This window comes from Pseudomonas sp. No.21 (assembly GCF_054558415.1).
In genome coordinates, this window is the sequence record NZ_BAAJNO010000008.1 from 57,975 (window position 1) to 80,714 (window position 22,740).

Below are 22,740 nucleotides of genomic sequence, written 5' to 3' on the forward strand. Positions count from 1 at the left end.
CGGGCGCCTCCGTTCAGGCCACTGCCGGCTGCTCGCCGGGCAGCAGCACGTCCAGGCGCAGCAGGCTGACGACTTCCAGCGCAGCGCCTTGCAGGTTCACCACCTCGAACGTGTGGCCGGCCAGCACCAGTTGGCGACGCAGGCCGAGCAGCAGTTGCACGCCCGCGCTGTCCAGTTCCTCCAGCTCGGCGAGGTCCAGGCGCCAGGCCTCCACCCGGGCATTGGCCGCGAGCAGGGCCAGGAGCTCGCCATGGGCCTGGGCCACCTCGTAGATGGTCAGGCTGCCGCCCAGGGCGAGGCGCGCGGGGCTGGCGGCGGTGTCGAATTCGATGGCGAGCATCTCAGCCCACCAGCTTTTCGACGGCGGCCAGCAATTGCTGCGGCTGGAAGGGCTTGACGATCCAGGCGCGCGCGCCGGCGGCCTGGCCCTCGGCCTTCTTGCTCTGCTCGCTCTCGGTGGTGAGCATGACGATGGGGGTGAAGCGGTAGTCCTTGTGGGCCTTGATCTCCTTGACCAGGCCGATGCCGTCGAGGTTGGGCATGTTCACGTCGCTGATGATCAGGTTGATCTTCTGCCCGTTGAGCTTGGTCAGGGCGTCGCGCCCGTCGACGGCTTCGATGACCTGGTGGCCGGCGCCGCCGAGGGTCATCTTCACCAGTTGGCGCATCGACGAGGAGTCGTCGACTATCAGGATGGTCTTGGCCATGGGGCCTCCAATGATCAGAAAAAGGTGACTTCGCTGTTCTGCGCAGGCTGGCCGCGACGGCCGGTGCGCTCTTCGTCCGTGGTGAACTGCCGGCGCAGCTCGGTGAGCCAGCGTTGCGGCTGGCCGAGGATCGGGTCCTGTTCGCGCAGGGCGTGCAGCAGGCGCTCCAGGTCGTTCTGCAGGTGGTCGAGCATCTGGTCGCTGCGGTCCTGGAACTGCAGGCTGACGACGATTTCCTGGATGTCCGCCTGGGTGGTGCGGGCGTCGCGCTGCAGCTCGCGGGAGGTGTCGGTGAGTTCGTCGAGGTTGGCGCTCAGGCCCTGCATGATGTCGCCGGCCACCTGGTCCAGGTAGCGCAGGTTGCTTTCCTCGCTGGCCGAGAGTTCCTCGGCGGCGCTGACGGTGGAGCGGATCGCCTGGTTGATCTCGCCGACCTTCTCGACCATGCGCTGGCCGGTCTCGGCGGAGAGGCTGGAGAGCTTGCGCACCTCGTCCGCCACCACCGAGAAGCCGCGTCCGTAGTCACCGGCGCGGGCCGCTTCGATGGCCGCGTTGAGGGCCAGCAGGTTGGTCTGGCTGGCGATGTCCTGGACGTGCTTGGACATGCTCTGCAATTCGCTGGCGTAGCTGTTGAGGTGGCCGATGGTGGCCAGCAGCTCGTTCTTGTGGGCGGTGGCCTGGTGGAAGGCGGTGGTGACCTCGTCCAGGCGTTGCTGGGCCTGGCGCAGGTTGTCGGTGACGCCGGCACCGCCGATCACGCTCTCGGAGCGTTGCAGGGTCTGGTCGAGGCGCTGGGCCAGGCTGGCGAAGCGGCCGAACAGCTGGCTGACGTTGCCGCTCACCAGTTCGCGCACCTGGCCGATGTTCTGGCCCCAGGCGGGCAGTACCGCGGCGAGCAGGGGTTGGCAGTCGGTGGGCGGCGGCTCGGTGCGGGTCGGCGCCGCTTCCACCACCACCGGTGCACGGGGGCGCAGGAGGAGGGCGGCGACGGCGGCCAGGGCGATACCGGCTCCCGCGACCCAGGGCATCTCCAGCCCCAGGCCGGCGAGACCGAGGAGGAGGGCGAACCAGAGAACGGAATAGGCCAGCACGGCAGAGTCCCGGTAGTGGAGTGATACCGGGAACGATAGGAGGTGCGCTGCTCCGTCGAAATCGGGGCAGCCCCTAGGGCGGTCTAGGGGAATCCCGCCATGCGGGTGATCAGGGCACGCAGTCGCTGATCACCAGGCGGTTGCGGCCCTGGGCCTTGCCCTGGTAGAGGCGCTTGTCGGCGCGGCGGTAGAGCTCGTCGCCGCTGTGGCCGTCGGTTTTCCATTCGGCCAGGCCGAAGGTGGCGGACAGGGGGATGCGCTGCTCGCCGTATTGCAGCGGCGAGCGCTGCAGGTCGTGGCGCAGTTCCTCGACCAGGCGCGCGGCGTCGTCGCGGGTGGTCCGGCCCAGCAGCAGGCCGAACTCCTCGCCGCCCAGGCGGCCGATCAGGTCGGTGGCGCGCAGCCGTTGCTGCAGGCGCTGGCAGATATGGCGCAGGGCCTGGTCGCCGGCGTCGTGGCCCCAGCGGTCGTTGACCTGCTTGAAGTCGTCGACGTCGAGCACCACCAGCACCAGGCCGGCCCCCGTGCGCTCGGCGTCGCGGATGCTCTGCTCCAGGGCCTGCTGGAAGAAGGCGCGGTTGGCCACGCCGGTGAGGGCGTCGCTCTGCGCCAGGCGCCGCAACTGGGCGTGGGCGATCGCCCGGCGGGCTTCGTAGATGTGCATGAAGGCCAGGATCAGCAGGCCGCAGAGCATGGCGTTGCCCAGGTCGATCAGGCCCTTGGCGTCGGGCTGTGGCGGAAAGCGCAGCAGGTAGGCGATCACCGCCAGGACCAGATAGGGGATGGCCAGGAGGAAGCCGCGCAGCTTGCCCAGCAGCAGGTAGGAGAGCACCGGCACCAGGTAGATCCAGACGAAGGCGGTGGGCGAGGCGCCGGGCATGACGATGATGTAGAGGAGGAAGCTGAAGGTCGGCAGCAGGTAGGCGTAGAGCCAGGGCGTGAGCACCTGGACGTGGCGGATGCGCTGGCAGGCCCAGCCGAGCAGGGCGGCGGTGGTCATCTCCAGCAGGGACAGGGGCAGGTTGCCGGCGAGGAACTGCAGCACCGAAAAGCAGGCCAGGGTCAGGGCGGTGGAGGCGAAGATCAGCCGCACCAGGGCACGCTGGTCGGCGTCTTCCAGACCGGGGGGGCTGTGATGGGGTTGCTGCATCGCGGGCTCATCCGCAGGCCGTGAGCGCCTAGGCTATCGCAGGGCGTCGGCGCGCCGTTAGCCTTTCCTCCGGTTTCGCCGGTCCCGCGCGCAGGGTATTCGCGCCAGGGGATGATCCACCCGTCCTACGGCGTGTGTAGAGCATTGCCGTAGGTATTCGCCTCAATTACTGTATGCACATACAGTAATTCGTACCGAGATCCCCATGCCTGCCTCCTTTGCTTCCGCCCTCACGGGCCGCCTTCGCCGGGATGGCGCCTGATGGGCGCCGTGGTAGCCCTCGATGCGTTGCTGAACGAGCGGCGCATCTGGAAGGGCCAGGCCAGTGCGCATCCTGTCGGTGCGCAACCCACGGGGCATGGTGCCCTGGATGCGGCGCTGCCTTCGGGCGGCTGGCCGGAGTCGGCCCTCAGCGAAATCCTTGTGCCGGGCGCGGGGCTGGGTGAGTTGCAACTGCTCTGGCCGACCCTGGCGCGGCTCACCGCCAGCGCCGAACGGGTGGTGCTGGTCGGCGCGCCCTACCTGCCGTATCCCCAAGCCTGGCAGGCTGCGGGGGTGGACCTGCGCTGGCTGGTGCTGGTCGAGGCCGAGGGCCGCGACGCCCTCTGGGCGGCCGAGCAGTGCCTGCGTTCGGGCAGCTGCGGCGCCGTGCTCTGCTGGCCGCGCCAGGCGGACGACCGGGCCCTGCGCAGGTTGCAGGTGGCGGCGGAAACCGGGCAGACCCTGGGCTTCGCCTATCGCCCCCTGCAGGAAGCCCTCAACCCGTCGCCCGCCGCCCTGCGCCTGGCACTGGACGGCCCGGGCCGGGTGCGCGTACTCAAGTGCCGGGGTGGCCTGGCGCCGACCGGCACCCTGGCCCTCGCGGGGCACTGATGCGCTGGGTCTGCATCCTGCTGCCGCAGCTGGCGCTGGACGCCGTGCTGCGCCGCCGCGACGACCCCGAAGCGCCCCTGGCCCTGGTCACCGGCACGCCCCAACGCCGCGTGCTACAGGCGGTCAACCCGGCCGCCCGGGCCCTGGGGCTGCGCCCGGGCATGGGCCTGACCGCCGCCCACGCGCTGACCCGTGATTTCGCCCAGGCTGAATACGACGCCGGGGAGATCGAGCACTGGCAGCGCTTTCTCGCCGCCTGGGGCTACGGCTTCAGCTCCCATGTCAGCCTGCGCTACCCCCGCGTGCTGCTGCTGGAGATCGCCTCCAGCCTGGCGCTGTTCGGGCCCTGGCCGCGCTTCGAGGCGCGCCTGCGCGAGGAGCTGGCGGCGCTCGGCTTCCGTCATCGCATCGTGGTGGCGCCCAATCCGGTGGCGGCCCGCATGCTGGCCAACATCCACGATGGCCTGGCGGTGGAAGAGGGCGCGGCGCTGCAGGATGCGCTGGAGCGCATGCCGGTGGAGCGTGCCGGCTTCGAGCCGGAGGTGGCCACGGCCCTGGGGCGCATGGGGCTGCGGCGCATGAAGCAGGTCCTGGCGCTGCCCCGCGAGACCCTGGCCAAGCGCTTCACCGCACGGGTGCTGCAGCACCTGGACGAATTGCAGGGGCGCCGCGCCGTGGCCCTGGACTGCTACCTGCCGCCGGATGAGTTCGATGCGCGCATCGAGCTCAACTTCGAGGTGGAATCGAACCAGGCGCTGCTGTTCCCCCTGCGCCGCCTCACCTCGGACCTCGCCGCCTTCCTCGCCGGGCGCGACAGCGGTGTGCAGCGCTTCGTCCTGCACCTGCAGCACGCCAGCCAGGCGGACAGCCAGGTGCCGGTGGGCCTGCTGGGTGCCGAACGCGACCCGGCGATGCTCTTCGAGCTGGCCCGTGGGCGCCTGGAACAACTGCAGGTGGTGGCGCCGGTGCGCGCCTTGCGCCTGCTGGCCCGCGACCTGCCGCGCTTCGTGCCCGAGCACCGCGAACTGTTCGACCCGCGACCGCAGCAGAACCTGCCCTGGGAAGCCTTGCGCGAACGCCTGCGGGCGCGCCTGGGCGATGACGCCGTGCAGGGCCTCAAGGCCCATGCAGACCACCGCCCCGAGCATGCCTGGCGCCTGGGTGTGGACGGCCAGGCCGGGCCGCTGCTGCAGGGGCCGCCTCGGCCCGGCTGGCTGCTGCGCGAGGGCCAGCCGCTGCGCGAGTTCGCCCCGCGCCTCCTCGCCGGGCCGGAGCGGGTGGAGTCCGGCTGGTGGGATGGCGACGACCAGCGCCGCGACTACTACCAGCTGGAGACCCGCGACGGCCGCCGCGCCTGGGCCTGGTGCCCGGCGGGGGAGATCGGGCCCTTCACCCTGCTCGGGTGGTTCGCATGAGCGCCGGGTACGCCGAGCTGCACTGCCTGTCCAACTTCAGCTTCCAGCGCGGGGCCTCCAGCGCCGCCGAGCTGTTCGAGCGGGCGAAGCAGCAGGGCTACGCGGCCCTGGCGATCACCGACGAATGCACCCTGGCCGGCATCGTGCGGGCCTGGCAGGCGGCCAAGGCGAGCGCGCTGCCCTTGATCGTCGGCAGCGAGATGGCGATCGAGAACGGCCCGCGCCTGGTGCTGCTGGTGGAGGACCTGGGCGGCTACCAGCGCCTGTGCCGCCTCATCACCCGGGCCCGGTGCCGCGCTGCCAAGGGCGAGTACCGCCTGCTGGCGGAGGATTTCGAAGGGGCCCTGGATGGCCTGCTGGCCCTCTGGCTGCCCGGCGAGCCGGCGGACGAGGAGCAGGGCCGCTGGTTGCGGGCCCGCTTCCCCGGGCGCCTGTGGCTGGCGGTGGAGCTGCACCGGGGGCCGGACGACGCCAGCCGGCTGGCCCGCCTGCAGGCCCTGGCCGCTGAGCTGGCCATCCCCGCCGTGGCGGCGGGTGACGTGCACATGCATGCCCGGGGCCGCCGTGCCCTGCAGGACTGCATGACCGCCATCCGCCACCACTGCACCCTGGCCGAGGCCGGGCAGCGGCTGTTCCCCAACGGCGAGCGCCACCTGCGCTCACTCGCGGTGCTGGAGCGCTTCTACCCGCCGGCGTTGCTGGTCGAGACCCGGGTGATCGCTGCGCGCTGCCGCTTCGACCTGGGCGAGATCGACTACCAGTACCCGCGCGAGCTGGTGGCCGAGGGGCATACGCCGGTGAGCTGGCTGCGCCATCTGGTGGCCACGGGCATCCATGAACGCTGGCCGGGTGGGGCGAGCGATAAGGCATTGGAGCAGGTGGAACATGAGCTGTCGTTGATCGAGGAGCTGGGCTACGAGAGCTACTTCCTCACGGTGCACGACATCGTCCGCTTCGCCCGCTCGAAAGGCATCCTCTGCCAGGGGCGCGGCTCGGCGGCCAACTCGGTGGTGTGCTTCGTGCTCGGCATCACCGAGCTGGACCCGAGCCGCTTCAACCTGCTGTTCGAACGCTTCCTGTCCAAGGAGCGCAAGGAGCCGCCGGATATCGACGTCGACTTCGAGCACGAGCGCCGCGAAGAGGTGATGCAGTACGTGTTCCGCCGCTACGGGCGGGGCCGCGCCGCGCTGACGGCGGTGGCCAGCACCTACCACGGCGCCGGCGCGGTACGGGATATCGCCAAGGTGCTGGGCCTGCCGCCGGACCAGGTCAACGCCCTGGCCGAGTGCTGCGGCAGCTGGAGCGACCGTGCGCCGCCCATCGAGCGCTTGCTGGAAGCCGGCTTCGACCCGGAAAGCCCGGTGATGCGCCGCGTGCTGGCGCTGACGGGCGAGCTGATCGGCTTTCCCCGGCACCTGTCGCAGCACCCGGGTGGCTTCGTCATCTCCGAGGCACCGCTGGACACCCTGGTGCCGGTGGAGAACGCCAGCATGGCCGAGCGCACCGTGGTGCAGTGGGACAAGGACGACCTCGACGCCCTGGGCCTGCTCAAGGTGGACGTGCTGGCCCTGGGCATGCTCACCACCCTGCGGCGCTGCTTCGGGCTGATCGAGCGGCATCGGGGCAGGATATTGACCTTGGCGGGATTGCCTGAGAAAGACGCCGCCACCTACGAAATGATCAGCCGCGCCGACACCGTCGGCGTGTTCCAGATCGAGTCCCGTGCGCAGATGGCCATGTTGCCGCGCCTGCGGCCGAAAGCGTTCTACGACCTGGTGATACAGGTGGCCATCGTGCGGCCGGGGCCGATCCAGGGGGACATGGTCCATCCCTACCTGCGGCGGCGGAACAAGGAGGAGGCGGAGGACTATCCCTCCGAGGAGCTGAAGACGGTGCTCCAGCGCACCCTCGGTGTGCCGCTGTTCCAGGAGCAGGTGATGCAGATTGCCATGGTGGCGGCCGAGTACACGGCCGAGGAGGCCGATGGGCTGCGTCGCTCCATGGCCGCCTGGAAGCGCCATGGCGGCCTGGAGCCCCATCGCATCCGCCTGACCGAACGCATGCTGAAAAAGGGTTACGAGCTGGCATTCATCCAGCGCCTCTTCGAACAGATCAAGGGCTTCGGCAGCTACGGCTTCCCCGAGTCCCACGCCGCCAGCTTCGCCCTGCTGGCCTATGCCAGCAGCTGGCTCAAGTGCCACGAGCCGGCGATCTTCGCCTGCGCCCTGGTCAACAGCTGGCCCATGGGCTTCTACACCCCCGACCAGGTGCTGCAGGACGCCCGCCGCCACGGCATCGAGGTGCGCCCGGTGGACGTGCGCCACAGCGACTGGGATTGCGACCTGGAGCCCGATGCGCGCGGGCGCCTGGCCATCCGCCTGGGGCTGCGCATGGTCAAGGGCTTCAACGAGGAGGCAGCCGGGCGCATCTCCGCTGCACGTGCCATTCGTGCCTTCGACGATGTGGCCGACCTCTGCCACCGCGCCCGCCTGGATGCCCGCGCCCGCGAGCGCCTGGCCGATGCCGGCACCCTGCGCGGTCTGGCCGGCCATCGCCACCGGGCACGCTGGGCGGTGGCGGCGGTGGAGGAGGAGCTGCCGCTGTTCGCCGGCCTGCCGCAGCAGGCCGAGCTGCCCGTGGACCTGCCGTTGCCCAGCCGTGGCGAGGACCTGCACGCCGACTATGACACCCTGGGCACCACCCTCGGCCCCCACCCGCTGGCTCTGCTGCGCGGCGCATTGGCCAGACGCCGCTGCCGCAGCTCCCGCGACCTGGCCGGCACCGAGCACGGCCAGGCGGTGAGCGTGGCCGGCCTGGTGAAGGGCCGCCAGCGCCCGCAGACCGCCAGCGGCGTGGTCTTCGTCACCCTGGAAGACGAGTTCGGCATGGTCAACGTGGTGGTCTGGCACGACATCGCCGTACGCCAGCGCCGTGTGCTGGTGGGCTCGCAGATGCTGCAGGTGGACGGCCGCCTGGAGACCAAGGACGGCGTGCGCCACCTCATCGCCCGCCGCCTGCACGACCTCACGCCGCTGCTGGCGGGGCTGGATGTGCGCAGCCGGGATTTCCATTGACGGTGAACGACTGAGTCGCCCATCGCGAATGAATTCGCGCCCACGAGAAAGCCGCCAGCCCCGAGGGGGCCTGACCGCTGGGTAGGGTGGAGGTCGCTTTCTACCTCCACCGGCGGTGTGGCCGGCGAGCCCGGATGGTGGACGGGTGAGGCGTCGTCCACCCTACGCCCGTAGGTTGGCGCCGAGCGTAGCGAGGCCCAACGGTGAGCCGGAGGAGAGTGGTGGGTTGAAGCACAAAGCCGCCAGCCCCGAGGGGGCTTGACCGCTGGGTAGGGTGGAGGTCGCTTTCTACCTCCACCGGCGGTGTTGCCGGCAAGCCCGGATGGTGGACGGGTGGAGCGTCGTCCACCCTACGCCCGCAGGTTGGCGCCGAGCGTAGCGAGACCCAACGGTGAGCCGGAGGAGGGTGGTGGGTTGAAGCACAAAGCCGCCAGCCCCGAGGGGGCTTGACCGCTGCGTAGGGTGGAGGTCGCTTTTTACCTCCACCGGCGGTGTGGCCGGCGAGCCCGGATGGTGGACGGGTGGAGCGTCGTCCACCCTACGCCCGCAGGTTGGCGCCGAGCGTAGCGAGGCCCAACGGTGAGCCGGAGGAGGGTGGTGGGTTGAAGCAAACAGCCGCCAGCCCCGAGGGGGCCTGACCGCTGCGTAGGGTGGAGGTCGCTTTCTACCTCCACCGGCGCTGTTGCCGGCGGGCCCGGATGGTGGACGGGTGAGGCGTCGTCCACCCCAATCCGGCGGCCGGCCTGCGAAGCCAGGTGTAAGAGAAATGAGACAGCTGTCACATGATGGCAACCTGTCACTGCTTGAATGACGCCCATTCTCAGTGGAAGGAGCCTTGGATCATGGCAGCCGAAAGCAGTCTGGCGCGCCTGCTCAAACCCGTCGCGGGGCTGGAACCGGCGATGAGCATCAGCGATGTGGCCGACCGGCTGCTGACCTCCGAGCACAAGACCTTCCTTTCCCTGCCGGTGGTGGATGCCGAGGCCCGGCCGCTGGGCCTGGTGAGCCGCTACACCCTGCAGGACATCTTCATGCAGCGCTTCGGCCGCGACCTCTGGGGACGCCGCCCGGTGAGCGAGGTGATGAATGGATCGCCCCTGGTGCTGAGCCTGGAGATGAGCCTGGAACAGGCGGCCAAGCAGATCACCGCCGAGTTGCAGTACCCCATCACCGAGGATTTCATCCTGGTGGACGCCGGGGGCCGCTACCAGGGCCTGGGCACCGTGCTCGACCTGCTCAAGGCCATGGAGCTGCGCATCGCCCAGCGTAACCAGGTGCTGCGCAAGGCCCTGGTGGATCTCCGGGAATCCCAGGCCCAGCTGGTGCAGTCGGAGAAGATGGCCTCCCTGGGGCAGATGGTCGCCGGCGTCGCCCATGAGCTGAACACCCCCCTGGGTTACGTGAAGAACAACGTGCAACTGCTCGACCAGCTCACCGCGCCGCTCACCGAGCTGGCCCGCAGCCAGGCCGCCCTGGCCGATTGCCTGCGCGACCCGGATTGTGACGAGCAGCGCCTGGGCGATGCCCTGGACGCCGCTGCGGCGATGCGCGAGCAGGTGGCGCCGGAGCTGTTGGCCGAGGACCTGCGGCAGCTGTTCGGCGACACCCTCTATGGCCTGGAGCAGATCGGCGAGCTGGTGGCGGGGCTCAAGGATTTCGCCCGCCTGGACCGCGCCATGAGCGAGGAAGTGGACCTCAACGATTGCATCCGCAGCGCGCTGTTGATTGCCCGCAACCACATCAAGGACAAGGCCGAGGTGGTCCAGCAGCTCGGCGAGCTGCCGCGCGTGGCCTGCGCGCCCTCGCAGATCAACCAGGTGCTGCTCAACCTGCTGACCAATGCCGCCCAGGCCACGGTCGGCTTCGGTCGCATCCAGATAAAGAGCTGGGCCGAGGCGGACTGGGTATGCATCTCGGTGCAGGACAGCGGTTGCGGCATGGCACCGGACGTGGTGCGGCGCATCTTCGATCCCTTCTTCACCACCAAGCCGGTGGGCGAGGGCACGGGGCTGGGCCTGTCCATCAGCTACAAGATCATCCAGGACCACGGCGGCAGCATTCGCGTGGCCTCTGAAGTGGGGCGCGGCACGCGCTTCCTCATCCGCCTGCCGCGCGTGCAGGCCCGTGAAATGAAACGGAGCGCCTGAACCCATGACTTCGCCCATCCGCGTGATGTTCGTCGACGATGAGGAGCGCATCCTGCGCAGCCTCGCCCTGCAGTTCCGCCGTGACTACGAGGTGCTCACCGAGAGCGACCCGCTGCGTGCCCTGGAGCGGCTCGCCAGGGAGCCGGTGCACATAGTCGTCAGCGACCAGCGCATGCCGCAGATGAGCGGCGCCGAGCTGCTGACCCAGGTGCGCGAGATGGCGCCGGACTGCCTGCGCATCCTGCTCACGGGCTATTCCGATCTCGATGCGGCGGTGGAGGCGCTGAACAGCGGCGGCATCTTCCGCTACCTGACCAAGCCCTGGGACCCGCAGGAAATGGCCTTCACCCTGCGCCAGGCGGCCGAGATCGCCGGGCGACAGGCGCTCGCTCCGGTCGCGCCGCTGCCGGTTGCCACCCAGGCCGCTGCGCTGAGCGTGCTGCTGCTGGACGAGGACGCGGAGACCCTGGCCAGCGTCGCCGACTTCTGCATGGGCGGCGGCCATCGCCTGCTGCGCCCGCGCAACCTGGCCGAGGCGGTGGCGATGCTCAACGACGAGCCGGTGGACCTGCTGGTGGGCGACCTCAAGTTCGCCGGCGAAGACACCGCGCCGCTGCTCAAGTCCCTGGCCCAGGCCCATCCGCGGCTGCTCAGCCTGGTGGTGACGCCGTTCCGCGACACCCAGGCGCTGCTCAAGCTGATCAACGAGGCGCAGATCTTCCGCTACCTGCCCAAGCCGATCCGCCGTGGGCTGTTCGAAAAAGGCCTGAAGGCCGCCGCCGAGCAGGCCCAGGCCTGGCGCGCGCAGCCGCTGCGCGCCCCGGCCCGCCAGGCCGAGGCACCGCGCGAGGGCCGCGAGCGGGAGAAGGTGGGCAGCCTGCTGGGCATGCTCGGGCGGCTGCGGGAGCGGTTGAGCGCCTGAGCCGGTTTGTTTCCCTGGGCTGAAGCCCCGGCTACGGCCTGTTGTCCGCATGTTGGCGCACGAGCCCCCTTGAAACCGCCGGTGACCGCAGCGCCCGGCGCTTGGGGCGCAACCGGCGCCAGCCGATCACCACGCCGCTGACGCTGATGGCCAGGCCGCCGAGGCTGAAGGCGATGATCAGCACCTCCCGCAGCAACGGCCGCTCCAGCAGCGGCGGCCAGTCCCAGCTGTGCAGCAGGTTGAACAGCCAGCGACCGGCGCGGCGGTTGTCGTCCAGCACATCCAGCACCGCGCCGCTGTAGGGGTCGATATGCACCCAGCTGTGGCCGGCATCGTCGAAGGCCAGGCGCAGCAGCGGCAGGCGTTTGGGCTGGCCGCCGTACATGCTGGCTTCGCCGCGCGGGTAGTAGTAGGCGTCGTAGGCTTCCAGCCAGGTCGATTGCGCCACGGGTTGCGGCGCGGCGGCTTCCAGGGTGCTGCGGGTCAATTGCGCCAGGGCCGGGCCCGCGTCCGCCAGGGGCAACACGCGGCTTTCGCCCCGGGCGTCCAGCGCCCCGAGATAGGCCGCGCCGCCGAGCATGCGCCATTGCAGCTCCACCGGTTCCAGGCCGGATTCGCGGAAGCGCTGCAGCGCGTCGTCGACGCCGACGCCGAAGGCGCTGCCGTGCAGTTCGCCGCCCTGGAAATCCCGCGCGGCGAGGGGCGAACGCCCTTCGGTGAGGTGCCAGGGGCGCATGGACATCAGGCCGCTGAAGATCCAGGCGATCAGCAGCAGGCCGAAGCCCAGCCCGGTGAGGTGGTGCCAGCGGGCGAAGCCGGCCGGGTAGGGCGAGCGCGAGCCGCTGCGGTAGGGCCTGGAGAAGCGCCAGCGCAGCAGGCCGACCACGGCGCCCAGCACGGCCATCGCCGTGGCCGCCAGTGACAGGTAGATGACGATGCTGGCCCAGATGCCATCCAGTACGCCGCCACGCAGCGGGTAGAGCCAGTGCAGCCAGGCGCCCAGGTAGTTCCAGGCGCGTTCGGCGCGGCTGGCGTCGCGCACCACCTCGCCGGTGCGCGAGGAGACATAGAGCAGGCTGCGCGCCGTATCGTCGACCCGCACCTTGTGCAGCGGGCGGTCGGCATCCAGGGCCCGGCTGTGGCTCCACAGGTCTTCGTCCACTTCCTCCAGGTAATGGGCCTCGGCGCCGCTGTACAGCCGCGCACTGGCCAGGGCCTGCAACGGGCCCTGGGGCGCGAGCAGGCTGCCGTCGCGGGCGTCCACCGCGAGGCTGGCATCGCGGTAGCCGAGCAGGTAGCGCGGCTCGCCGGCGATGCTGACCAGGCGCAGGCTCGAGGGCGCTTCGCTGCGGCCCGTGGCCTTCAGCGCCACGGCGGGCTCCACGCAGCACCCCGCCGCCAGGGGCGGCAGCGGGGCGAGGCGCTCGGCCTGGGTCAGCTTGGGGTAGCCGACGAAGAGCATGACCACGCCCGAGACGAACCACAGGGCCATGAACAGGCACAGGGCGATGCCCAGCCAGCGATGCCAGAGGTACAGGTGGCGTTTCATCCGGCGGCCCTCAGAAGCGCATGTCCAGGGCCAGTTCCAGGCTGCGTGGCTCGCCCAGGTAGTACTGCGCACCGGTCTGGTGGATGAAGCGCGCATACACCTCGTCGGTGAGGTTGCGCAGGCGCGCGGTGACCTTGGTGTCGGCACTCAGGCGGTGTTCGAGGAAGGCGCCGTAGAGGGTGTAGGAGGGCACCCACTGGGTGTTCGCGTTGTTGGCGTAGACCGAGGAGACGTAGCGCGCGTCGACGCCGGTGCGCCAGTCCTCGGCCAGGTCATAGCTCAGCCAGAGGTTGGCCAGGCGGTCCGGGATGTTGACCGGGGTCTTGCCCTTGCGCGAGACGTTGGCGCCGCTGACCACTTCGTTGAACTCGTCGAAGCGTGCGTCGACCCAGGCGAAATTGCCCTCGACGGTCAGGGCGGGCGTGAGCCGGTAGGAGGCGGCGATCTCGATGCCGTCGGAGGTCTGCTGGCCGGCCTGGATGGTGCTGTTGGGGTTGTTGGCGTCGGCGATGGGGAAGTCCTTGCGCACGATGCGGTAGGCGGCGACGGTCGCCGAGCCACGGCCTTGGTCGAAGTCCAGCTTGCTGCCCACTTCCACCTGGCGACCGGTGCTCAGGTCGTAGTCGCGCACCTGGGTGAAGCTGGCGCCGGTGAGGGTGCCGCCCGGCGGTTCGGCCGAGGTGCTGTATTGCACGTAGAGGTTGGCGTCGGAGGTGAACTGCCAGACCAGCCCGGCGCGGCCGGTGACGGCGTCCCAGCGGCGCGAGAAGGCGGCCGGCGCGTTGGCGCTGACCGCGCCGTGGTTGCGGGCGTCCAGCTCGATGTGGTCGTAGCGCAGGGCGGTGACCAGGGCCAGTTCGTCGGTGAGCTGCTGGCGGTTCTCGGCGAAGGCGGAGGTGGTCTTCACCTCGTTGCTGCGGGCCTTGACCAGGCCGCCGGCCATGCCGGGGATGTCGTCGAAATGGCCGGGGTCGAAGGCGCCGGGCAGGACGGTGTCGAAGATCGCCGAGGAGGAGCGCGGGTAGACCGCCTGCTGGTTGACGCTGTAGTCGAGGCCGAAGGCCCAGTCGCTGGCCCGGCCGAACAGTTCGTCCTTGTGCAGGAACTCCACGCGGTTGCCGTTGAGCTCCTGGTCGTGGCGCTGCAGGTAGGCGCCGGTGCGCTGGATGGCACTGTTGCCGGCGGTGTAGCGATAGGTCTCCAGGTTGCGGTAATCGCGCTGGCCTTCGTAGTGGTAGAAGGTGTTGCGCAGGCTGCTGGCGTCATCGAAGCGGTAGTCGGTGATCGAGCGCAGCCAGCGGGTGCGCTGCTCGTAGTGGCCGTCCTCGACGTTGTAGTTGGAGAAGCGGTCGTGACGGTCGATCTTCAGTTCGCCGGCCTTGGGGTTGAGGGTCGGCGCGCCCCAGTAGGGGCTGTCTTCCTTCTCCTCCAGGTACTCGATGGCCAGGGTGTGGGAGAGGTTGTCGGTGAGGTCGCTGAGCAGGGAAAAGGCGAAGTTGCCGGCGCCACGCTCCTGGCGGTCGATGTAGCCGTTGCCGTCGTTGCGGCTGTAGTCGATACGCGCGTAGTGGTGCGGGCCGGGGCCGTCGTTGAGCACGCGGTTGACGCCGATGGAGACCTCGCGGTCGTCGAAGCGGGCGTAGCGGATGCGCGCCTCGCCGCTGTTCTCGCGGCTGGCCAGGCGGGTGACGTAGTTGAGGCTGCCGCCCACCGAGCCGCTGCCGTGGAGGAAGGAGGAGGGGCCGCCGATCAGCTCGACGCGGTCGTAGATCCAGGCATCCACCGGGCGGTTGGCGCTGGTGTATTGCAGGCTGATGCCGTTGAACAGCTGGTTGACCTGGGCGCCGTTGAAGCCGCGGTAGGCCACATAGCCGCCCCAGCCGGGCGGGGCCGAGGCGTTGACCCCGGGCAGCGCGTTGGCGACGTCGAGGAAGTTGCGCGCGCCGATGCGTTCGATCTTCTCGCGGTCGGCGATGGCCACCGAGGCGGGGTTCTCACGCGGGCTGAGGCCCAGGCGCGAGGTGCCTTCGGCGGCGGCGTCGAGGTCCAGGCCGGGGTTTTCCCTGTCGGCGCTGATGGTGCTGGCAGGCAGTTCCAGGGTGTCGCTGGCGTGTTGGGCGTAGGCGGGCGAGCAGGCACAGGCCAGCAGCACCAGGCAGGTGTGTTTCGGGTTCATCGGCTCTTCCTTGTCGAGCGGGCACGGGTGATCCGGCGCGGGAGCGCCAGGTGGTCAGGCGAGCGAGGAAGAGACGGGGGAGGCGCGGGGGTTGAGGGAGGGCCAGAGTTCCCGCGGCGGCGGTTGCGGCCAGCTATGGGCATCCAGCGGGGTGGCGGGGGCGCCGAGGAAGGCGTCGATCTGCCAGCCGAGGCTGCTGAGGGTCACGGCGGGGGCGAAGGAGGAGCAGAGCGGGCAGCTGTACTGGGCCGCGAGCTGGGGCAGTTGCTTGCCGCTGTCGTCGACCCCGGTGCCCTGGGTGTCGTTGGCCGAGCAGAAGGCGCCACCGAGGCCGCTGAGGGCCAGGCCGCTCATCTGGCCGTGGTGGATACCGCAGGCGAACAGGCTGAACAGGACGCTTGCGTAGAGCATCCAGGCGATCAGCGGGCGTTCGGTGCGGGTGAATTTCATGGGCGGCGACTTTATCAGGTCATCGGGGCGCTCGGGAGTGGTCGTTCGTGGCGTTTTGCCGCAGGCCCGTGCACGAGGAAGTCACGGGCGGCGTGGGCATTCGGCGCGCACCGGATCAGCCGGCGGCGCCCCCGCGCTCACTTGCTGTTGCACCCCCAGCTGCGCACCAGGCAGGCGTTGCCGCCGCGTTCCTGGCATTCGGCGAGGGCGCGGGCCTGGGCGTTGCCGGCGTTGAAGTCGGCGCCCCAGCCATAGGCGGTGGAACCGTTGACCTGGTCGGCGGCGTAGGCGGCGCAGCCGCTCTCGAAGTTCAGCACCACCTCGCAGCCGCTGCCGCACTCGCCCAGCGCGCGGTCCTGGGCCTGGGCGAGGTCGGGGTAGTCGTAGGCGAAGCCGTATTGCAGGCCCTGGTTGCTGTCGATGGCCAGGGCACCGGCGGCGTGGACCTGAGTGGTGGCCAGGCCGAATGCCAGGCACAGGAAAAGGTTGCGGGCGATCGCCAGGGGCCGTTGCATGGTGAGTCCTCGAAGGGCCCGCGGGATGGGTAGGTGGGGGCGGGTGGCGGAAGACTAAAGGGAAGGGATGGCGCTGGCTAGTATCTGGCCATCATCCTTGCGCGGGGGCCGAGCATATTGGCAATCAAGCCCCGTTTTTCAAGTAAGTAAGTTCTGACATCAGGATTTAAATTACTTACAAGTTTCGCACTAAAAGATCACTCGGTAATTCACCTGATATGACAGGTGCCTGGCGCAATCAGGTAATGATCGGGTTTATTCGGGTATCGCCTCATTCATGGGGCTGATGGTTCTTGTTTAAGTTCGCCTGCAACTTAGTCTCGGCTTCGCTCGCTCAAGACGGCATGCGGCAAATACAACCCTTTTCAATCACCTGGAGAGTGCCTGGCCAGCGTGGCGCTTATATAAGTCGCGGCACCAAATGAACAATAAAACGACGCACGTCGCCTTGATCCAAGAACAACAATAAAAGAGGACGATGCAATGCTTTCAAGACACTTGCCCTTTCAACTAAGCCGTTATTCGACCCTGCTGTGTACAGGGGTGCTGGCCATGCCGGCGGCGGCCGACCTGGTCGACGACGGCAGCGCTCGGCTGGACCTGCGTAACTACTACTTCAATCGTGACTTTCGCGAGGGCCGTGCTGCCGACCGCGAGGAGTGGGCGCAGGGTTTCATCCTGCGCCTGGACTCGGGCTTCACCGAGGGCAGCCTGGGGGTCGGCGTCGATGCCATCGGCATGCTCGGCGTGAAGCTGGACTCGGCGCCAGGACGCACCGGTACCGGATTGCTGCAGGTCGACCGCAGTGGCCGTGCGCAGGATGACTATTCGAAGCTGGCCCTGGCCGGGAAGATCAAGTCCGGCAAGACCCAGCTCAAGCTGGGGGCCTTCACGCCGCCAGTCCTGCCGACACTCAAGCCCAACGATGGCCGTCTGTTCCCGCAGCTGTTCGAAGGCGGGCTGCTGACCTGCGCCGAGTTCGAGAACCTGGAGCTGACCGCAGGGCGTTTGAGCCGGGTCATGCAGCGCAACGCCACGCAGTACGCGCCACTGCGGCTCAATACCCTGAACCGGCGTTTCCAGGGGCATGGCGCGACGGCGGAGCACTTCGACACGGCCGGGGTCGACTACCGATTCCACGCGCATTGGCTGGGGCGCTACCACATCGCCCAACTGGCGGACATCTACCGCCAGCAGGTCTTCGCCCTGGGCCACAAGGGCGCCCTGGGGGCCGGGGCCCTGAGCAGCGATCTGCGCCTGAGCGTCATGCGTGACCAGGGCGGCGCCAGGGGCGGCAAGATCGACAACCGGGCCCTGCAGGGGTTTCTGGGGTATGCCTACGCCGGTCACAGCCTCGGCGTGGCCTACCAGCGGATGATGGGGGACACCGGCTATGCCTACCTCCTGGGTTCGGACGCCAACCTGATCAACTTGTCGATACTCGGTGACTTCGCCAATGCCAAGGAGCGTTCCTGGGCATTGCGCTACGGGTATGACTTCGCCGGCCTGGGAATACCCGGCCTCAGTCTCAATAGCCGTTATATGTTCGGCGACCATGCCGAGATCATCGGGACTCGCAAGATCGGCAAATCCCGGGAACTGGATAATGAACTGCGCTATGTCGTGCAGGACGGTCCGCTGAAGGACTTCAGCGTTCGCTTGCGCAGTGCGGTCTTTCGTTCCAATCACGCCAGTAACTTCCAGCGCGACACCGACGATATACGCCTGATGTTCAATTACTCGTGGGCCATCCGCTGATTCGATGGCGCAACGCACCGCAGCGGCTGGAACTTATCAAGAGGTCATCCCATGTACCGTCACTTGTCGAAATGCCTGTTCAGTCTGTCGTTGCTGGCGCTGATCGACCCGAGCGAAGCCGGGCAACCTGACCCGCAGCAAAGGATTCCAGAGTTCCGGCCGGGTTATCTGGTGGGCTATCTGCAGAAGGAGGAGCTGCCCGATAGCCTGGCACTGCTGCCGCCACCCCCTGCGGCGGGTACGCCTGCCTTCCTGCTGGACCAGCACCTGGCTGAAAAAAGCCAGGCCCTGCGGGGCAGTGCGCGCTGGGAGCTGGCGATCCGCGATGCCGACCTGAAATTTCCCGCCGCTGCCGGCACCTTCTCCTGTGCCCTGGACGCGCCCATCAGCCAGCAGCAGACACCGGCGTTGTACCGGCTCCTGCGCCGCACCCTGGCCGATGCGGGCCTCGCGACCTACGGCGCCAAGACGCGCTACGCCCGGACCCGCCCCTTCGTATTCAACCGCCAACCCAGCTGTACCCCGGCGGATGAGTCCAGGCTGGCGAAGGATGGTTCCTATCCTTCCGGGCACAGCGCCATCGGCTGGGCCTGGGCGCTTTTGCTGAGCGAGCTGGCCCCGGAACGCAGCGACGCCCTCTGGGCCCGAGGCCGGGCCTATTCGGAAAGCCGCATGGTCTGCAACGTGCACTGGTACAGCGATGTCCGCGAGGGCCGCGAGGTAGGCGCCACCGCCGTGGCACGCCTGCATGGCGACCCGACCTTCCAGGCGGATTTCGCCCTGGCCAGGAGCGAGCTGATGGCCGTTCGCGGCCAGGGGGCGGTCGCCGGTCGCGACTGCGCGGCAGAGGCCAGGGCCCTGGCGATGGGAATCGACTAGGAAGGGGCCCCTTCCGGCTGGTTTCCGACCTGGCGGAGCTGGATGGAAGTGGGAAGGGGGGACGGCAACCACGCGCAGGGCGTGGTTGCCGGAAGGTGGTCACTGGCTGCCGCTGGAACCACCGGAGGAACTGCCGCTGCCGCCCGAGGAGCCCGAGCCACCCGTGCCGCCGGTTCCTGCCGGGGCGCCGGTCCCGCTGCCACCCATGCCTCCGGTGCCCGCACCGCCCGTCCCGGAGCCGGAGCCACCCGTGCCCATTCCACCGGTTCCCGAGCCGCCGGTTCCCGTTCCGCTGCCATTGGTGCCCGGGGTCAGGGCGCCGCCCTGGCCGCCGGTGCCACTGCCCGTGCCGGCACCCCCCGTCCCGGTGCCGCCGGGCGCACTCGGGCCACCGACGCCATTGCCGGGCGACTGGGTGCCTGAGCCCGTGCCACTGTCCGTGGAGGGGGTGGTGGGGGAACTGGGCGTGCTCGGGCCGGGCACGGTGGGGCCGGTGCCGCCATCGGTTTCGGCCAGTGCGCTGAGGGAGGCGCCGGCCAGGCAGCCGGTGAGGATGAAGGCAGTCAATGTGTTCAGTCTCATGGAATTCTCCAGGTGCTGTGGGTTACATGGAATACGGCCCACGGCGTCCGGAAGGGTTCGAGAAGAATGATCAACGGTGGCTGCGCGCCATCGGTCAGCGAGGTGCCGTGCCGCTTGATCAGCGGCGACCGCCACGCATAAGGTTGCAGCCTTCAGGAAGAACCAGACCTGGCCCGCCCAGGCAGAAAGGATGTTGCATGCCCGCTTTTCGCCGTAGCGCACTCGACACCGAACGCTCCCAGGCCGTCGTCCGGCTGGTCATCGCCAGCCTCGCCACGCTCTACACCGTAGTGGCCGAACTCATCGGCCGCATGCCGGAGGACAAGGCCCTTCCCATCCTCATCTACAACACGCTGTTCCTGGCGGTTTCCTTCGTGCTGCTGACGAGCATCGTGCGCTGGCCGGGCGTGTACCCATCGCGCCGGCTGTTCTCCATGGTCCACGACTACGCCGGCATCGGCTTCTCGATGATCGTCGGCGGGCCGGCGATGCTCCCGGCCTACGGCCTGTTGCTGTGGGTGACGGTGGGCAACGGCCTGCGCTTCGGTTCGCGCTACCTGGCGGTCTCGACCCTGCTGGCGCTGGTGGCGCTGGCGGTGATCACCGCGCTCAACCCCTACTGGCAGGAGCAGCCCTACATGGTGCTGACGCTGGTGGTGACCACCATCATCGTGCCGGCCTACGTGAACATCCTGCTGGGCCAGGCGCGGCGGGCCACCGAGGCGGAGAGCGCCGCCAACCTCGCCAAGTCGCGCTTCCTGGCCCAGGCCAGCCACGACCTGCGCCAGCCGATCCACAGCATCAGCCTGTTCACCGCCTGCCTGCGCGACGCCGACCTGGGCCACGAGGAGCGCCAGCTGGTGGACAGCATCGACAAGTCGCTGCACAGCGTTTCCCAGCTGTTCCGCTCGATCCTCGACATGTACAGCCTAGATGGCGGCAAGGTGGTGCCGCGCACCCAGCCGGTGGCACTGGAGGCCCTGCTGCAGGACCTGGTGCGGCAGAACGCCGAGGCCGCGCGCTGGGCCGGGGTGCGCATCCAGTTGCGGGTGCCGCCGCAGCTGCACGTGCTGGCCGACCCGCACCTGCTGTCGACCATGGTGCAGAACATTCTCTCCAACGCCCTCAAGTACGCACCGGGCCGCCCCGTGCTGCTTGGCTGCCGGCGGCGCGACGGGCGCATCGCCATCGAGGTGCACGACCAGGGTCGCGGTATCCCTCCGCAGCACCTGGCCAATGTCTTCGATGAGTTCTACCGGGTGCGCCAGGTGCGTGACCGCGATATCGAAGGCGTCGGCCTGGGCCTGGCCATCGTCAAGCGCCTGGCCCAGCTGATGGGCCTGGAAATCCGCATCGCCTCGCGCCTGGGGCGTGGCACCAGCGTGGCCATCGAAGGCCTGCAAGGCTGCGAAGCGCCGCGCCAGGCGCCTTTGCCGGCGCGCTCGTCGCTGCCGCTGCGCATGCTCGACGGCCTGCGGGTGATGCTCATCGAGGACGATGGCGCCGTGCTGCGCGCCACGGCGACGCTGCTGGAGAAGTGGGGCTGCGTGGTCGAGGCGCGGCCTTCGTTGCCGCCGGGCGAGGTGCAGTGCGACCTGGTCATCACCGATTTCGACCTCGACACCGAGACCACCGGCGCCGACTGCATCGAACGGATCCGCGCTCGCAGCGGCTGGAAGGTGCCGGCGGTGGTGATCACCGGTCACGAGGTGAAGCGGGTGCAGGAACTGGTGGCCGACCCGGACATCCCGATCCTCTCCAAGCCGCTGCACCCGGCCGAGCTGCGCTCGGTGCTGATGGCGCTGAAGCTGGGCATGCCGGAGACGGCAGCGGCGGGGTGAGGCGCGGCACCCTGGGTGGGAGCGAATTCATTGGCTCCGTCTGCGTTAGCTGTCGTGGATTCGACGGAAAGGCTCGAGAGCGGCGCTTTCAGGGCTCTTCTGGATGCCTGGCAGGCCCAGCGCATGGGTTTCGCTTCGCTCTACGCCATCCTACGAAAGGCGCGCCCCACGGCGCACGCCAAATGGTGATGCGTACATCAATGCGGAAAGTTTGAGCATCAATGTTGAAGCAGTCGCCAGACGCCCCTTTCAGGAGCGAGGGAAGTCTGGCTTCAGCCAGACCCGTATGGAGGGGCAAGCCCTTTTGGTTTCTTTTGGGTGGTTCGGCACCCCGACGACTGCCAAAAGAAACTCGCCCGGCAAGGCGAAACAGGAACCATCAGCAAAGCTCGGCAATCAACTGAGCTCGAAACCTTCTGGCAATACCTAACACAGACAGAGCGAGTTCATTCGCGATGGAGCCCCCGCTACTCGCGGCCACAAGCCTGGGGAAGGTCTTTCGCGGCTGAAGCCGCTCCTACGGAGACAGCCTGAAGCCGGGCCGGATACCGCGTGTCGGGCCTCGCTGCGCTCGGCGCCAACCTGCGGCGCCGTGCCCGGACCAGGGTGCGAACCGCTTGTAGGGGGGATGACGCTCTTTTCATCCACCAGGCGATGTCCAATCCCGCACCCTGCGCCGCTACCGGAATCAGATGCCCGCCTTGGCGGCCTTGGCCGCAGCGGCGGCGCGGGTGTTGACGCCCAGGGCGCGGAGCAGCGAGGAGACGTGGATGCGCACGGTGAAGGGGGAGATGTCCAGCTCGCGGGCGATTTCCTTGTTCGACAGGCCGCCGACGATCAGCCGCAGCACGTCCTGCTGGCGGGGCGTGAGCTGGGTCAGCCCGGCGTCGTTGGCGAGCAGGCCGGTCTCGCCGAAACGCACCACGAAGTCGCCGTCGCGGATGGCCAGCAAGGCCTCGCCGACCTCGTCCGGTGCGGTGGCCTTGCCGATGAAGCCGTCGGCACCGGCGGCCATCACCTCGTCCACGGCCTTCTGGCTGTCGACCATGGAGACGATGACGATGGAGCTGCGCTTGAACGCCTGGCGCAGTGCGCCGATGGCCTCGACGGATTGCCCGGGGAAGAGCAGGTCGAGGATGAACATGCTCGGGGTTTCGCCCTCGCGGGCCAGGGCCAGGACCTCGTCCATGCTGCCGGCTTCTTCCACCCGGGCGGTGGGGAGCACGCGCTGGACGATACGCCGCAGGCCATCACGGAATACGGGGTGATCGTCGGCGACGATGATGCGTTCGGAACGGTTTTCTTCGGACATCCGTTTATTGTCTTGTTCTCGGGGAAGCCAGACTCCATCGACGGCACGTCGACCTGGCGACACAGCTTCGGAAATCGACTGCCTGCGCGCAGCAGCGGGTGACTCTTCCTGAAAGTGTGTCAGGGTAGAGACAAATCGCCTCGCACGCCATCGTACAAAGCTCCGCATCGACCATCGGCAACTCCATTGCCAGGCCCTGCAAAGACGCCCGAATCCACCCTCGTTCGCAGCAGATCGGCCCGAATTCCCGGCGAGCGCCTGGCGTTATCCGGAGCCTGTACGAAAATGTGGAAGGAATT

The 22,740-nt window shown here is 68.8% G+C and carries 18 protein-coding genes; 8 read left to right on the top strand and 10 right to left on the bottom strand.

Annotated features, from left to right (window positions below; all coding sequences use genetic code 11):
- Positions 1-13 precede the first annotated feature (13 nt).
- The 4 genes from ACYJSS_RS17670 to ACYJSS_RS17685 form a co-directional block, all read right to left on the bottom strand.
- Positions 14-340 (bottom strand): STAS domain-containing protein, encoded by a 327-nt coding sequence (locus ACYJSS_RS17670; RefSeq protein ID WP_111264256.1) that lies wholly within the window; start codon positions 338-340, stop codon positions 14-16.
- 1 nt (position 341) lies between these two features.
- Entirely contained in the window at positions 342-707 is a 366-nt protein-coding gene (locus tag ACYJSS_RS17675) for a response regulator (RefSeq protein ID WP_021221682.1), read from the bottom strand.
- 14 nt (positions 708-721) lie between these two features.
- A complete protein-coding gene (locus ACYJSS_RS17680; RefSeq protein ID WP_236204955.1) occupies positions 722-1,735 on the bottom strand; it encodes a methyl-accepting chemotaxis protein in 1,014 nt (337 codons plus the stop codon).
- Between the two features lie 172 nt (positions 1,736-1,907).
- The gene (locus tag ACYJSS_RS17685) at positions 1,908-2,948 is read right to left on the bottom strand and encodes a GGDEF domain-containing protein (RefSeq protein WP_111264254.1); all 1,041 of its coding nucleotides are present in this window, start codon (positions 2,946-2,948) and stop codon (positions 1,908-1,910) included.
- A gap of 261 nt (positions 2,949-3,209) precedes the next feature.
- Here ACYJSS_RS17685 and imuA point away from each other — a divergent pair, with 261 nt between their 5' ends.
- The 5 genes from imuA to ACYJSS_RS17710 all read left to right on the top strand — a co-directional run bounded on the left by imuA (position 3,210) and on the right by ACYJSS_RS17710 (position 11,379).
- Positions 3,210-3,821 (top strand): translesion DNA synthesis-associated protein ImuA, encoded by a 612-nt coding sequence (gene imuA / locus ACYJSS_RS17690; RefSeq protein ID WP_236204919.1) that lies wholly within the window; start codon positions 3,210-3,212, stop codon positions 3,819-3,821.
- Positions 3,821-5,236: a Y-family DNA polymerase gene (locus ACYJSS_RS17695; protein ID WP_236204918.1), complete on the top strand. Its 1,416-nt coding sequence runs from the start codon at positions 3,821-3,823 to the stop codon at positions 5,234-5,236. Before imuA ends, ACYJSS_RS17695 begins: the two co-directional genes overlap by 1 nt.
- Positions 5,233-8,310 carry an error-prone DNA polymerase gene (locus tag ACYJSS_RS17700; protein WP_236204917.1) on the top strand — a complete coding sequence of 1,026 codons (3,078 nt, stop codon included), beginning with the start codon at positions 5,233-5,235 and terminating at the stop codon, positions 8,308-8,310. The genes ACYJSS_RS17695 and ACYJSS_RS17700 overlap by 4 nt, the downstream gene beginning before the upstream one ends.
- Positions 8,311-9,152: 842 nt before the next feature.
- A complete protein-coding gene (locus ACYJSS_RS17705; protein ID WP_111264250.1) occupies positions 9,153-10,457 on the top strand; it encodes a sensor histidine kinase in 1,305 nt (434 codons plus the stop codon).
- A 4-nt stretch (positions 10,458-10,461) separates the two neighbouring features.
- Positions 10,462-11,379 carry a response regulator gene (locus ACYJSS_RS17710; RefSeq protein WP_236204916.1) on the top strand — a complete coding sequence of 306 codons (918 nt, stop codon included), beginning with the start codon at positions 10,462-10,464 and terminating at the stop codon, positions 11,377-11,379.
- A gap of 31 nt (positions 11,380-11,410) precedes the next feature.
- Here the strand turns inward: ACYJSS_RS17710 and ACYJSS_RS17715 are convergent, their stop codons facing one another.
- From ACYJSS_RS17715 to ACYJSS_RS17730, 4 genes are all read right to left on the bottom strand, one after another.
- Positions 11,411-12,928: a PepSY domain-containing protein gene (locus ACYJSS_RS17715; protein ID WP_236204915.1), complete on the bottom strand. Its 1,518-nt coding sequence runs from the start codon at positions 12,926-12,928 to the stop codon at positions 11,411-11,413.
- 10 nt (positions 12,929-12,938) lie between these two features.
- On the bottom strand, positions 12,939-15,104 hold the full coding sequence (locus tag ACYJSS_RS17720; RefSeq protein ID WP_236204914.1) for a TonB-dependent receptor: 2,166 nt from the start codon (positions 15,102-15,104) through the stop codon (positions 12,939-12,941).
- 54 nt (positions 15,105-15,158) lie between these two features.
- Entirely contained in the window at positions 15,159-15,554 is a 396-nt protein-coding gene (locus tag ACYJSS_RS17725) for a DUF2946 family protein (protein ID WP_236204913.1), read from the bottom strand.
- A 137-nt stretch (positions 15,555-15,691) separates the two neighbouring features.
- On the bottom strand, positions 15,692-16,069 hold the full coding sequence (locus ACYJSS_RS17730; RefSeq protein WP_236204912.1) for a DUF4189 domain-containing protein: 378 nt from the start codon (positions 16,067-16,069) through the stop codon (positions 15,692-15,694).
- Between the two features lie 483 nt (positions 16,070-16,552).
- Between ACYJSS_RS17730 and ACYJSS_RS17735 the strand changes: the two genes are divergently transcribed.
- Positions 16,553-17,827 carry an OprD family porin gene (locus tag ACYJSS_RS17735; protein WP_236204911.1) on the top strand — a complete coding sequence of 425 codons (1,275 nt, stop codon included), beginning with the start codon at positions 16,553-16,555 and terminating at the stop codon, positions 17,825-17,827.
- 51 nt (positions 17,828-17,878) lie between these two features.
- A complete protein-coding gene (locus ACYJSS_RS17740; protein WP_236204910.1) occupies positions 17,879-18,706 on the top strand; it encodes an acid phosphatase in 828 nt (275 codons plus the stop codon).
- A gap of 99 nt (positions 18,707-18,805) precedes the next feature.
- On the opposite strand, the gene ACYJSS_RS17745 is transcribed toward ACYJSS_RS17740, so the two are convergent.
- A complete protein-coding gene (locus ACYJSS_RS17745; RefSeq protein WP_236204909.1) occupies positions 18,806-19,288 on the bottom strand; it encodes a hypothetical protein in 483 nt (160 codons plus the stop codon).
- Positions 19,289-19,485: 197 nt separating this feature from the next.
- Between ACYJSS_RS17745 and ACYJSS_RS17750 the strand changes: the two genes are divergently transcribed.
- Complete coding sequence (locus ACYJSS_RS17750; RefSeq protein ID WP_111264749.1) at positions 19,486-21,129, top strand: hybrid sensor histidine kinase/response regulator; 1,644 nt, start codon at positions 19,486-19,488, stop codon at positions 21,127-21,129.
- 688 nt (positions 21,130-21,817) lie between these two features.
- On the opposite strand, the gene ACYJSS_RS17755 is transcribed toward ACYJSS_RS17750, so the two are convergent.
- Positions 21,818-22,441 carry a LuxR C-terminal-related transcriptional regulator gene (locus ACYJSS_RS17755; protein ID WP_236204908.1) on the bottom strand — a complete coding sequence of 208 codons (624 nt, stop codon included), beginning with the start codon at positions 22,439-22,441 and terminating at the stop codon, positions 21,818-21,820.
- Between the last annotated feature and the right edge of the window lie 299 nt (positions 22,442-22,740).